Genomic DNA, 12,218 nt, shown 5'->3' with positions numbered 1-12,218 from the left:
TTCCCCCAACCTCAGAGGCAACTTAGAGGCCGTTCGGCGACACAAGACACCTTATTTTTGGAGAAGAGACTCATGGGAAAAATCATCGGTATCGACCTCGGGACGACCAACTCCTGCGTCGCCGTGATGGAAGGCGACAACGTCAAGGTCATCGAGAACGCCGAAGGCGATCGCACCACGCCCTCCATCGTTGCCTACACGGGTGACGGCGAGGTGCTGGTGGGACAGTCCGCAAAGCGACAGTCGGTCACCAACCCGGCGAATACGCTGTTCGCGATCAAGCGCTTGATCGGGCGCCGATACGAGGACAGTGTCGTCAGCAAAGACAAAGACATGGTCGCCTACAAGATCGTCAAGGCCGACAACGGCGACGCTTGGGTCGAGGTCAACGGCAAGAAGATGGCGCCCCCGGAGATTTCGGCGAAGGTCCTTCAGAAGATGAAGAAGACCGCCGAGGATTATCTGGGCCACAAGGTCACCGAGGCGGTCATCACGGTTCCGGCCTACTTCAACGACTCGCAGCGCCAAGCAACCAAGGACGCGGGCCGGATTGCCGGCCTCGAGGTGAAGCGCATCATCAACGAGCCGACCGCGGCGGCGCTCGCCTACGGCATGGACAAGAAGCGCGGGGATCAGAAGATCGCGGTCTACGATCTGGGCGGCGGCACCTTCGACGTCTCCATCATCGAGATTGCCGAGATCGAGGGCGAGCATCAGTTCGAGGTGCTCTCGACCAACGGGGACACCTTCCTCGGCGGCGAGGACTTCGATCTGCGCATCATCGACTTCCTGGTGGCCGAGTTCAAAAAGAGCCAGGCAGTGGATCTGCGCAATGATCCGCTGGCGCTGCAACGTTTGAAGGAGGCCGCCGAGAAGGCCAAGATCGAGCTGTCCACGAGCCAGCAGACCGACATCAATCTGCCCTACATCACGGCGGATCAGACGGGTCCGAAACATCTGAACGTGAAGCTGACGCGGGCGAAGCTGGAATCCCTGGTCGAGGATCTCGTCGACCGCACGATCGATCCGTGCCGGATCGCGTTGAAGGACGCCGGGCTGACCGCGGGCGAGGTGGACGAGGTCATCCTGGTCGGCGGTCAGACCCGCATGCCCAAGGTGCAGGCGAAGGTCGAGGAGTTCTTCGGCAAGAGCCCGCGTCGCGACGTCAACCCCGACGAGGCCGTCGCGATCGGTGCCGCCATCCAGGGCGGCGTGCTCGGCGGCGAGGTCAAGGACGTCCTGCTGCTCGACGTCACCCCGCTGTCGCTCGGCATCGAGACCCTCGGCGGCGTCATGACCAAGCTGATCGAGAAGAACACCACCATCCCGACCTCGGCGCAGCAGGTCTTCTCCACGGCGGACGACAATCAGACGGCGGTGACCGTGCACGTCCTTCAGGGCGAGCGCGAGCGGGCGATCCACAACAAGTCGCTCGGGCGCTTCGATCTCAGCGATATCCCGTTGGCGCCGCGTGGCGTGCCGCAGATCGAGGTCAAGTTCGACATCGACGCGAACGGCATTCTGAATGTTTCGGCCAAGGACAAGGCGACCGGCAAGGAGCAGTCCATCATTATCAAGGCCTCTTCCGGTCTGTCGGATGCCGAGATCGCGCAGATGGTCAAGGACGCCGAGGCGCATGCGGAGGAAGACCGGCAGTTCCACGCGGTGGTTGCCGCCCGCAACCATGCCGACACCATGATCCACGCGACGCGCAAGTCGATGGAGCAGCTCGGCGACAAGATGGAGGCCGGCGAGAAGGACTCCATCGAGGCGGCGATCAAAGAGCTCGAGGAGGCCATGAAGGGCGAGGACAAGGATCGCATCGAGACCCTGACCAAGACGCTCGGCGATTCCTCCGCGAAGATGGCGGAACGGCTCTATGCGCAGAACAGCGGCGGTCCGGGTGCGGGCCCGACGGCCGGCGGGGCTCCCGAGGATTCGGCGGGGCCGGCGCGCGACGACGTGGTCGACGCCGAGTTCGAAGAGGTCAAAGACGACAAGAAGTAGATCAAGCGGCCGACGGCTCGAAACCACGACCGAGACGCGCGCGTCTCGACAGGCGCTCGACGGTTTCGGCAAGATGTTCGGCTCCGTCACCGGTCACGCTGCAGTGCCCTCGACGCGGAATCGCCGCTTCGAGGGCGCAAATGCTGTTTCCGAACCGGCTCGTCTTTGCATGAATCGGCCGATGTAGAGACGCGTCTGGAGCGGTATGCGTCGTTTTCGGATTCGATCGAAGCCGCGTCATGCATCGCGACCTCTCGTACCCTCAAGAGGCCGTTCCTGGAACACCATCGGTTATGACTCTGGACGCGGTTTAGGATTCAATGGCAAAACGCGATTATTACGAGGTCTTGGGCGTCTCGCGCAATGCGAGCGAGGCCGACCTCAAGAAGGCCTTCCGCCGCCTGGCGATGAAGTATCACCCGGATCGCAACACCGGCGACGCGGATACCGAGGCCAAGTTCAAAGAGGCCAAGGTGGCGTACGACGTCCTGAGCGATCCGAAGAAGCGCTCGGCCTACGACCAGTTCGGCCATGCGGGCGTGGATGCCGGCGCGGGCGGGTTCGGCGGTCCCGGCGGGGACGGCGGGGCCTTCTCCGATATCTTCGGGGACGTCTTCGGGGACATCTTCGGCGGTCGCTCGGGTGCTCGACGCACGCAGCGCGGAGTGGATTTGCGCTACGACTTGTCGCTCAGTCTCGAGGATGCCGTCAACGGCAAGGAGGCCAAGTTCCGCATCCCGGTTCAGGTGGACTGCCAGTTCTGCGGGGGAACCGGGGCCAAGCCGGGCACCAAGCCGAAGACCTGCACCACCTGCGGAGGAAGCGGCCAGGTGCGCATGCAGCAGGGCTTCTTCTCGATTCAGCAAACCTGTCCGACCTGTCGGGGGACGGGAACCGTCATCGAGGAGGCCTGCGGACATTGTCGGGGTCGGGGTCGGATCCAGGAGGAGAAGACCCTCTCGGTTCGCGTGCCCGCGGGCGTGGATACCGGCGACCGGATTCGCCTTGCCGGTGAGGGCGAGCGCGGCGAGTTCGGAGGACCGCCCGGTGATCTTTATGTTCAGATCCAGGTCAAGGCGCACCCGATCTTTACCCGCGAGGACAGCCATCTGCACTGCGAGGTGCCGATCGGTTTCGTGACCGCCGCACTCGGTGGCGAGCTCGAGGTCCCGACACTCGACGGCAAGGTGATGCTCAAGATCCCGGCGGGCACACAGACGGGCAAGATGTTCCGTGTGCGCGGCAAGGGGGTGAAACCCGTGCGTGGCGGCGCGATCGGTGATCTCATCTGTCGCGTCACGGTCGAGACGCCGGTGAACCTCACCGAGCGTCAGAAGGATCTGCTGCGCGAGTTCGAGGCCAGTGTGCAGGAGGGCGGTTCACGGCACAGTCCGCAGTCGCATTCCTGGTTGGACAGCGTGAAGAGCTTCATCGACAAGATCGGGCTCTAAAGCTGAACCGCGTCCGGCGCTTCCTTGATCAGGTCGCGTCTGGTGTCGGTCGCGTTCGCATCGGTCGGCGTTGGCGTCGACGCGGTTCAGGAATTTTTTTCGAGGGCATGTTCCAAGGCTTTCCGGGTCCGCCCTAACGACTCGGCACGGGTGGCGTCGGTGACCCTAGGTGATTTCCGGGCAGGGATCCGGCAGCGCGTAGGTGCGAATTGATTCGCATGCAAAGCACCTTGGGTCTTCCGGTCATGGGCAGTCGGGATGACTGTCCTCGGAAATCGCCTGACAGCGGCAAGCGGGCAGTCATTCTGGTCGATCGCTGTTCCCGCGATCGGTCACGACTTTTTCAGGAGCTACGATGCAGAAGATCAGGATCGCCGTGGTCGGGGCGGGCGGGCGTATGGGCCGCACGCTGGTGCAGGCGGTGAACGAGACCGAGGGACTTGTGTTGGGCGCGGCGACCGAGCGGCCGGGTAGCTCGTTGCTCGGGGCGGATGCCGGCGAGCTTGCGGGGGTCGGGCGTCTGCACGTGTCGGTTGCGCCTGATTTGGCGGGGAGCCTGGACGATTTCGACGTCCTGATCGACTTCACCTCGCCTGCGGCGACGCTCGCGCATCTCGAGATCTGCCGTGCCGCCGGCAAGTGCATGGTGATCGGAACGACCGGGCTCGACCAAGCGCAGCGCGACATGATCGCCGCGGCTTCTCGGGAGATTGGAATCGTCTTCGCGCCGAACATGAGCGTCGGCGTGAATCTCTGCTTCAAGCTGCTGGACATCGCCGCACGGGTTCTGGGTGACGAGGTCGACATCGAGATCATCGAGGCGCACCACCGTCACAAGGTCGATGCGCCGTCCGGCACGGCATTGCGCATGGGCGAGGTGATCGCCTCGGCCTTGGGACGGGACCTCGACGAGGTCGCCGTCTACGGACGCGAGGGGCAGACCGGGCCGCGCGAGCGCCGTACCATCGGCTTCGAGACCATCCGGGCCGGCGACATCGTCGGCGAGCACAGTGTTTGGTTCGTCGCCGACGGCGAGCGGGTCGAGATCGCCCACAAGGCATCGAGCCGGATGAACTTCGCGCGGGGAGCCGTTCGGGCTGCGGGCTGGATCGCACGGCGCGGTCCCGGGATGTTCGACATGCAGGACGTCCTCGGGCTGCGGGAACTCTGAGCCATTTCGCGACTCCTGCCCCGTGATGTGCGGGTTGTACTCGACTCGCCGGTCTTTAGGCCGGATAGGCTCAGCGAAGCGCACACCTCGCATGGCCTGCACCGACATGGTGCCCGTCGGCGGAAACACTGATCACGATCCCGTCCGCCGGCCCGTCGCATCAGCCGAGGGTTCCGACGGCACCCGTTGCGAGGTTTGTCGGATGCACCTTGACGCACGAACCCAAGGCTCGATACGGCATTCTCGAGTCGCCCTCACCATCGCCTTCGCGGTGCTGCTGCTCGCTTCGCCGCTCCGCGCAGCGGAGCCGCAGGACACCGCCCGCGAGTCGTTAGACCATGCTGCGGCCGAGTCTGTGGGCTCCGAGACGCCGCACTACAGCACGCAAGTCCAACCCATCTTCGACCGCCGCTGCATCGCGTGCCACGGCTGTCTGGGCTCTCCCTGCAACGTCAAGCTGGATTCCTTCCGCGGCGTCGACCGCGGCGGCTTTGGTCACAACCCATACTCTGCGCGTTTGACCGCGGATCCGCGCACCGATATGGACGCTGCCGATTCCACGGCGGAATGGCGCGAGCGCGGCTTCTACCCCATCCTGGCGCGTACCGCGTCGGCGCAGACCAATCTCGACGACTCCATCCTCTATCGGATGATCGACGCGGGCATGCGCTACAACGACCCCGGCTTCTCGCGCGCGTCCGTGGATCCGTTTCGGCTGCAGCGCTTTGCGGGGACCTGTCCGTCGAGCGCCGATGCGCTCGCGGCCAGGTTGCAGGAGCACCCCGGTCTGGGGATGCCCTTCGGCCTGCCGGCGCTCGCGAAGGCCGACTTTGCGATCTTGCGGGACTGGATCGCACAGGGCTCGCCCGGCCCGACCGAGGCGGAGGAGGCTCGAGCGCAAAAGGTCGCCAACCCGGCGGCCGTCGCCGCATGGGAGTCCTTCTTCAACGGCCCGGATCCCCGCCAAGCCTTGGTCAGTCGCTTCATCTTCGAGCACGTCTTCCTCGCCACCATCGTTCTCGAAGACAGTCCGGGGGATCGTTTCCGCTTGGTGCGATCCGCCACACCGCCCGCGCCTATTCTCGACGACGGCCGGGCCGGTCCCTCGGTAGTGGAGAGATCGCCGATCGAGCTGATCTCGACGGCGCTGCCCTACGGGGATCCCGGCGTCGAGCGCTTCTGGTACAGGCTGCAGAAGGTGACGACGGCACCGGTGCAGAAGAGCCTCTTCGTCTGGCGGCTCTCGCGGGACGACATGGCGGATCTCACCGATCTTTTTCTGTCGCCTGATTGGGCCGCCGATGCGGATCTCGATCCGCCTTGGGATATCGGCAATCCCTTTCGCGTCTTCGCGGCGATCCCTGCCGAGTCCCGCTATCGCTTCCTGCTCGAGAATGCCGAGGTCATCGTCGGCGGGATCACCTATGGGCCGGTCTGCAACGGTCAGATCGCGACCTACGCGGTCAAGGATCAGTTCTGGGTCTTCTTCCTGGATCCCGCATACGACATCTCGGTGCGGGATCCCCGTTTGGGCCTCGACGACTGGGATCTCTTCATGGACCGTTCGCTCGACGGCAACGCGGCCTATCTCGATGCCTATGCCAAGACTCGGGCACGGCTCGATCCCGAGGGATGGTCACTCGATGCGATCTGGGACGGCGAGGGCGAAAACCGCAACGCATGGCTCACCCTGCTGCGCCACGAGACCAACGTCTCCGTGCTTCAGGGTGCGCAGGGAGGTCTTCCGCAGACCTTCTGGTTGATGGGCTACAGCGGCCTCGAGCGGCTCTATTACGACACCGTGGCCAGCTTCGAATACTGGGCCGGCGACGGGCGGAAGCTCGAAACCCTGCTGTTCTTCAACATGCTGCGCCAGGAGTTCGAGGACGGCTTCCTCGGGTTGCTGCCGCCTGAGGAACGCGAGCGGATCCGCCGGCAATGGACGCGCGGTATCGGCTCGGTGGCCCTGAGCCTGATCCCGTTCGAGACCGCAAACCAGCCGACCCGGGTCGATGTTCACGGGCCGGATCCGCTGGTCGACCTGGTCGAGCAGATCGCTCGCCGCCTGGGACCGCGCATCAGCGGTCTGCCTGATCGGCTCAACCCTCGAGTCAAGCCCGAGCTCGCCGTCGATGCGCCGATCAAGGACTTCGACGACTGGGAAGCGGCCGTCTCCAGGCTGACGGCGGTCCAAGGTCAGCACTTCGTGCCTCAGCTCCCGAGCGTCCTGGTGCTGAGACTAAACGGTGCAGAGGGTGCGGCGCAGGATCGCCATCGGGTCTATTCGCTGGTGGCGAACCGCGTTTACAAGTCCCAATATACCCTCGTGTTTCAAAACGGCCAGGCGCTCCCGGACGAGGACACCCTCAGTATCTATCCGACCCTAGTCAACGGCTTCCCGAACCTCTTCATCGATCTGGACCTTGCCGATGCGGGCCGCTTCCTGACGGATCTGCGTGCCGTCGAGAGCAAAGACGACTGGAGTCGGTTTGCCTCGTGCTACGGGATCTTGCGCGACAGCGCGCTTTTTTGGCCCTTCTACGATTGGATCAATCGCTGGAATGTCGAGCACCGCGGCGATTCTGCCGGCTGGCTCGACCTGAGCTACTACGACGCGCCCGAGACCTGATCGGGCGCCGATGCGCAGTGCGCTCGGCCGAGCCTCTGGTGTGCCGAGTGGCGTGCCCCCACTCTCCGGACATGGAATCGCGAAGCCGTACACGAGTCTTCTTGCAAGCCCGCCGGATGTCCGGCCGATGCGTGCGCCGCGGTCCTCGCACGCGCCAACCGCGTCGAAGTGCGCTTGCGGCGACGCGGCAGCTCGCGTCGTTGCAATTACATCGCCTCCTGGTCGCGTCCTGCATCTTGGCGGCGGTTGCCGGTTGCGCCACAGCGCCCGAGACCGGTCGACGCCAGGTCCTCTTGATCGACAGTGCGCAAGAGGCTCAACTGGGTCTCCAGTTGTTTCAGAAGATCAAGCAGCAAACGCCCGTCTCGCGAGACCGACACGCGAATGCCGAGCTCCAATCCGTCGGCAGGCGCATCGCGAGCGTCGTGAGCATCCCGAATGCGGACTGGGAGTTCGTGCTGTTCGAGTCCGACGAGCCCAATGCATTCGCGCTGCCCGGCGGCAAGATCGGCGTCAACACCGGCATCTTGCCGATCACGCAAACCGAGGCCGGACTCGCCACCGTGATTGCACACGAGATCGCGCATGTGACCGCCCGCCACGGGGCTGAGCGGATGTCTCAGGACCTGCTCGTACAGCTGGGCGGCACCGCACTGACCGCGGCGCTCGGCAGCCAACCCGCGGTCACCCGTGACCTGGCCATGCAGGCCTACGGGGTCGGCACCGAGGTCGGTGTGATGCTTCCGTATTCACGCACCCAGGAGTACGAGGCCGATCGAGTCGGACTGCTCTATATGGCCCGAGCCGGTTTTGATCCGACCGAGGCGGTCGGGTTCTGGGAGCGCTTTCAGGCACAAAACCGGGGCAGCCGTACTTCGACCCCGGAGTTCCTGAGCACGCATCCGCTCGACGATGCACGCATCGCGCAGATCCGGCGGTTCCTCCCGCAGGCGATCGCTGAATATGAAGCCGCACGGCGTTGATGCGGTCATGAAGCCTCTTTTGGTCTTGATCGGTCTGTTGGCTCTGCTCGCGGGCCTCGCTTCCCTCTGGACGCTCGGGTCTCGGGGGCCTGAATCGCTGCCGGGGTCTTCGCTGGATGCGCTATTCGATCTCGATCCAGGTGCGGACGGCGTTGTCGACGTCGTCGAGGACAAGCCCTTGCACTTCCCCGCGGATCATGGCGCCCATTCCGAGTATCCCGGTGAGCTGTGGAATCTGTTCGGACAGCTCACCGACGCCGAGGGGCGGCGCTACGACTTTCAGCTCGGCATCACACGTTTTGCGCTCGCTGCGGATCCACCGCCGCGTGCATCTGCCTGGGCGGCCAACGCCGTTTTCCGAGGTCGACTCACGCTGATTCGGGCCGACGAGCCTGAGGTGCATTCGGCTGAGCGGTTGACGCGCGCTGCCTCTGGACTTGCCGGAGCCGACGCGCGGCTCGGGTCGGTCTGGGTCGAGGACTGGTCTCTGTCGCTGTCCGACGGCGAAACGGACCGGCCGCGGATGCGTCTGGTCATGGGGGGCGAGGGGCCGGCCTTGAACTTGGATCTGGTCGCCGTGAAGCCCCCGGTCGCCTTCGCCGATCTGGGCCTCTTGGGGCGCGATATCGGCGCGTCGGGGCTGCAGGCGTATCTGCTTCCGCGCATGGCGGCCGCCGGTACCCTGACCCTGAACGGCGAGCCCCGGTCGATGAAGGGGCAGGTCTGGCTCGATCATGCTTGGGGGATGCTGCCGACGAGCGGGGGGCAGGTCGGTTTGAACCGGTTCGCGATCCAGCTCGACCAGGACCGCGAGCTGGTCTGTCTCCAGTTGCGCCGTGAAGACGGTACGGGTACACCCATCCCGGCCTGCGCCTTGATCCTCGCCGACGGGCGGGTGCAGGGTTTTCGGCGCCGCGAGATCCGGCTTGAGCCGGTCGAGCACTGGCTGAGCCCGCGCAGCGGGGCGCGCTACCCGGTGGCTTGGAGGTTGAGCATCCCGATCCTGGATCTTGATCTGGAGCTTGTCCCTCTGGCGCGGGATCAAGAGGCTGACGATAGGGTCCGACTCTGGAGCGGTGCGGTGCGCGCCGAGGGTCTTCTGGGCGAAGAGGCCATCGCCGGTCACGGGCGGATCGAGACGACGGCCGAGGTGGTTGCGCCGTCCGGGATCTGATCTTGTCCTTTCAATCGAACCCGATCATCACAGCCGGGTCATCCTAAACCGCGTCCAGAGCGATATGCGTCATTTTCATTGTGCGTTTGGCTTCGGAGATATCCTTGATTCCAGTGAGACGCGGTTTAGAACTTAATATTTTCGAGTATGTTAAACCGCGCCGGCTCCGAGAGTCTTCGGAGCCGGTGCGGCCAAGCCACTCCAACACATTGCGCATACCGTACCGGGCGCGGTTTAACCGGGTCACTATGCTATTTAATATCCGGTATCCGTCGATTCACGTCCCGCTGATCCTGCTGACATTGTCCTTGCTCGGCTGCGATCGCGGTCCGACCGAGAAGGACGGCGTCTACAAGGCCGAGGTCGGGGAGATTCCGGCATCGCCCCAGCGTCCGGGGGATCCCGAGAAGGGTTACGATGCGCTCCTCAACCGCTCGGTCGTCACCTGTGGTCTGCCTTACAACGCCTATCTCAAGACCCGAGGTGCCGCGCAGGATGCGGGTCCGCAGTTCCCGGGCCGCACGGGACGCAATGCCGGGCTGCCGTACATGCTGACCTCCCATGTGGCCGCCTCGGGTGTCGAGATCGTGACCTCGAACTGTCTGGCCTGCCATGCGTCGACCTTCAACGGGGAGCTGATCATGGGTCTGGGGAACGCGTTTCTCGATCTGACCATCGATCCCTTGATCGGGATCGAGGCGTCCGCCGCGCTGGTCGATGACGGACCCGAAGCGACGGAGTGGCGGCGCTGGGCCGATCGGATCGGTGCAATCGCCGACTACATGATGACGGACACCGTCGGCGTAAACTCCGCGAACAACCTGACTCTGGCCTTGATGGCGCACCGCGACCCGGAGACGCTGGCCTGGTCCGACACGCCTCTCATCGAGCCGCCGCCGCAGAACCCGCTGCCGGTGAGCGTTCCGCCGTGGTGGAACATGGGCAAAAAACACGCGATGTTCTACAACGGCGAAGGGCGCGGCGACCACGTCCGCTACATGATCCTCGCCTCGACCACCTGCACCGATTCTGTCGAGGAGGCCGCCGAGATCGATGCTTGGTTCGTCGACGTGCGTGCCTATCTGGCAAGCCTACAGCCGCCCGAGTACCCTTTCGTCATCGATAGGGCGCTCGCCGAACGCGGCGCTGCGGTCTTCGACAAGACCTGTAAGGAGTGTCACGGGACCTACGGCGAGCAGCCGACCTATCCCAATCGCGTCATTGCGCTCGGCAAGGTCGAGACCGATCCCGAGGTCGCGCGCAAGGGTTTCAGCGATGCCGACCGCTTCCTGAAGTGGTTCGGAAGATCCTTCTACGGCCAGCTCTCGCAGGCCGCACCGGCGCTGGGGTATGTCGCACCGCCGCTCGACGGGGTCTGGGCGACTGCACCCTATCTGCACAACGGCTCGGTGCCGACGATTGCATCCTTGCTCGACAGCCGCTCGCGCCCGACCTTCTGGCGGTTCGACCGGGAAGGCGAGGACCGGCCCCTCTATGATGAAGTCGGTCTAGGTTGGGCCTATCGAACGTTGGACCACGGCAAGGCCGGCGCCATGAGCTGGGAGGAGCGCAACCACATCTACGACACCGGTCTCCCGGGCTACGGCAATCAGGGCCACACCTTCGGCGACGATCTGACCGAATCCGAGCGTCTGGCGCTGCTCGAGTATCTCAAGACCCTTTAAACCGCGCCCAGCGCGATACGCGATGTTTTGGGAAGGGATTGGCCCCGGTAGCACTCGACGAATGCTGGAACTTGCGCGGTTTAAGATATTAAAAAATATATGATTTTAAGCCGCGTTTCCGCTAAGGGTCGTGGATGCGCCAAACTTCGATCTCGCTCGAAAATGAGCGTCTCGCTCTGGACGCGGCTTAGGCCGTCGGAACACCTTCAACGCATCAGAAAAGAGGACACCTCACATGATCCGAACGACAAGCATCCCGGTGATCTTGGCCGCCGCCCTCCTGACCGGACCCTTGCCGGTCCTTGCCGGCGACGAAGAGCATGATCTCGGACTGGTGACTTGGATGGGCCGCCTCCAATACTACGCGCACAAGCTCGGTCTCTCCGTCGATGCCGGAAACAAGCCGCTCATCGCCTACTACATCCACGAGGTCGAAGAGGTGATCGAGAAGATCGAAGACATCGACGAGGCCGATGGCGTGCCCATCGGCAATCTCGTCAAAGAGATCCTCGTACCGAGCTTCGAAACCCTTGAGACATCCTTCGAATCAGGCGACGAGGCCCTCGTCGATGCCGATTACAACCGGCTCCTCGGTGCCTGCAACCAGTGTCACGAGAAAGCCAAGCGCCCCTATCTCATCGTCGAGCGACGCCACGACAACCCCTACATGCAGCGGTTCAAGCCGAGCAAGCTGGCGGTGTCTCCAGGGTCAGACTGAGCCGCGACCCTCGGCAGCATCCTGACTTCGAATGCAGATCGTGAAGCGCCCGAAGGGGAGGTTGGATGCAGTTCGAGCAAATCGACGATCGAAAGGGCTTGCGCTTTCGGCTCTTCCACTGTAACCTTGTCGACTCAGTTGCGGGGTGGAGCAGTCAGGCAGCTCGTCGGGCTCATAACCCGAAGGTCGTAGGTTCAAATCCTGCCCCCGCTACCATATAAAAAAGAAGGGCTTACGGTTAAACGCCGCAAGCCCTTTTTTGTTGCGTCACTTTTATGTAGCCACTATGGCGCCGAAAATCTGATACGCGGATCAACGGGAACGCGGGCGCAGGAGGGAAATCGATTTCCCCGGACGACGTCATCGCCAGGTGGCAGGGCGACATGTCGTGTCATCGAAC

Annotated in this window: 8 protein-coding genes and 1 tRNA gene; all 9 read left to right on the top strand. The window is 63.9% G+C overall.

The genetic code is table 11. The features are described from left to right. Window positions 1–72: 72 nt before the first annotated feature. The 9 genes from dnaK (at window position 73) to LT988_RS01805 (ending at window position 12,034) form a co-directional block, all read left to right on the top strand. The gene (gene dnaK, locus LT988_RS01845) at window positions 73–2,007 is read left to right on the top strand and encodes a molecular chaperone DnaK (RefSeq protein ID WP_232408575.1); all 1,935 of its coding nucleotides are present in this window, start codon (window positions 73–75) and stop codon (window positions 2,005–2,007) included. 320 nt (window positions 2,008–2,327) lie between these two features. Beyond that, window positions 2,328–3,458: a molecular chaperone DnaJ gene (dnaJ, locus tag LT988_RS01840; RefSeq protein ID WP_232408574.1), complete on the top strand. Its 1,131-nt coding sequence runs from the start codon at window positions 2,328–2,330 to the stop codon at window positions 3,456–3,458. 355 nt (window positions 3,459–3,813) lie between these two features. Next, entirely contained in the window at window positions 3,814–4,629 is an 816-nt protein-coding gene (dapB, locus tag LT988_RS01835; RefSeq protein WP_232408573.1) for a 4-hydroxy-tetrahydrodipicolinate reductase, read from the top strand. Between the two features lie 202 nt (window positions 4,630–4,831). After that, on the top strand, window positions 4,832–7,258 hold the full coding sequence (locus LT988_RS01830) for a fatty acid cis/trans isomerase (RefSeq protein ID WP_232408572.1): 2,427 nt from the start codon (window positions 4,832–4,834) through the stop codon (window positions 7,256–7,258). 200 nt (window positions 7,259–7,458) lie between these two features. Then, window positions 7,459–8,241 (top strand): M48 family metallopeptidase, encoded by a 783-nt coding sequence (locus tag LT988_RS01825; RefSeq protein WP_232408571.1) that lies wholly within the window; start codon window positions 7,459–7,461, stop codon window positions 8,239–8,241. 7 nt (window positions 8,242–8,248) lie between these two features. Further along, window positions 8,249–9,415: a lipocalin-like domain-containing protein gene (locus LT988_RS01820; RefSeq protein ID WP_232408570.1), complete on the top strand. Its 1,167-nt coding sequence runs from the start codon at window positions 8,249–8,251 to the stop codon at window positions 9,413–9,415. A 248-nt stretch (window positions 9,416–9,663) separates the two neighbouring features. Then, a complete protein-coding gene (locus tag LT988_RS01815) occupies window positions 9,664–11,100 on the top strand; it encodes a c-type cytochrome (protein WP_232408569.1) in 1,437 nt (478 codons plus the stop codon). 235 nt (window positions 11,101–11,335) lie between these two features. Continuing rightward, a complete protein-coding gene (locus tag LT988_RS01810) occupies window positions 11,336–11,818 on the top strand; it encodes a hypothetical protein (RefSeq protein ID WP_232408568.1) in 483 nt (160 codons plus the stop codon). A 139-nt stretch (window positions 11,819–11,957) separates the two neighbouring features. After that, a tRNA-Met gene (locus LT988_RS01805) sits at window positions 11,958–12,034 on the top strand. Window positions 12,035–12,218: the final 184 nt, after the last annotated feature.

Origin of the sequence: Thiocapsa bogorovii, from assembly GCF_021228795.1 — a bacterium.
Classification (GTDB): domain Bacteria; phylum Pseudomonadota; class Gammaproteobacteria; order Chromatiales; family Chromatiaceae; genus Thiocapsa; species Thiocapsa bogorovii.
The sequence above is the reverse complement of the archived record's forward strand: the minus strand, read 5'-3'. Positions and strand labels throughout refer to the sequence as shown.